2 protein-coding genes are annotated in these 960 nt (G+C 63.1%); one reads left to right on the top strand and one right to left on the bottom strand.

The window, feature by feature from the left end; genetic code table 11:
• A partial coding sequence (locus CW742_RS14765) for a GNAT family N-acetyltransferase (RefSeq protein ID WP_292421695.1) occupies positions 1–379 on the top strand: 379 nt, incomplete at its 5' end.
• 49 nt (positions 380–428) lie between these two features.
• On the opposite strand, the gene CW742_RS14760 is transcribed toward CW742_RS14765, so the two are convergent.
• The coding region (locus tag CW742_RS14760) for a PAS domain-containing protein (protein WP_292421693.1) at positions 429–960 on the bottom strand (532 nt) is incomplete at its 5' end.

Genomic DNA, 960 nt, shown 5'->3' with positions numbered 1-960 from the left:
CGACCGGCTCTTTGCAGTCTTCACCGGCGCCCGGATCATCGGGGTCGCGCGCTGTTCCCGCCATGAAGACGGCCTCAGGGTTGACGCCGTCTGTGTCCTTGACGAGTACAGGCTCAAAGGGTTTGCCCGCCCGGTCATGATCCTCCTAACCGGGAAGTGCGGCAGGAACGAGGCCCTGTATATACATTCAAAGACCGAGCCCGTGGACTTTTACGGCAGCCTCGGATTTTACCTCATCCCCGAGTCGGATCTCCCAAAATCCATCCGGGAACGGTTTGCCTTTGTGATGGGTGACCTCGACAGCATCAAAGTCTGCCCGATGCGCAGGGAGCCGGGCGGCGTCGTGGCGATAAAACGAGAGGCCGCCGCTGAAGTGTGAGAGCCGGTGCACAACCGTGCGGCGGAAGATCGGTAACCTTTGCCCGGCGTCAGGCTTCCACCACGAACTCGCGCTGCTTCTTCTCGGTCACGTCCTCGAGGGTCTCCATTGCGCCCGTGAGGTTGCCCGCCATGTCGCGGATGACCGAGGCGGTGACATGCAGCCACCTTCCGCTGTTGCCGGCATGCGGGAAGAAGGCCGTAAACTCATAGACCCGGTCCGTTGTTGGGGATGTCGTGCAGGCCGGGCCATAGAGATCCGGGATTTGGGCAACATCCCCATCCACGAGGAGGTCGGCAAGGCAGGGCCGCCTCTCGTTATAGAAACAGCGCCAGTGCTGGTCCGTCCCGACGATCTCCTCGCTCTTTATGCCGGTCATGATCTCGAGCGCGCGGTCCCAGAAGACGACCTTGTGGTTCCGGTCGATGAAGAACCGGGGGATGGACGGGATCTGGAAGATGGTATGGAGCAGGCGGTCCCGCTGCTGCATGGCCCGCTCGGCCCGGCGCCGCTGGGTCGTGTCCTCCAGGAGGAGCGTGATCCCCGGCTCCCCGCTGCCGGGCATGGTGGGGGTGAACCTG

The organism is Methanoregula sp. (assembly GCF_002835825.1).
Lineage (GTDB): Archaea > Halobacteriota > Methanomicrobia > Methanomicrobiales > Methanospirillaceae > Methanoregula.
The sequence above is the reverse complement of the archived record's forward strand: the minus strand, read 5'-3'. Positions and strand labels throughout refer to the sequence as shown.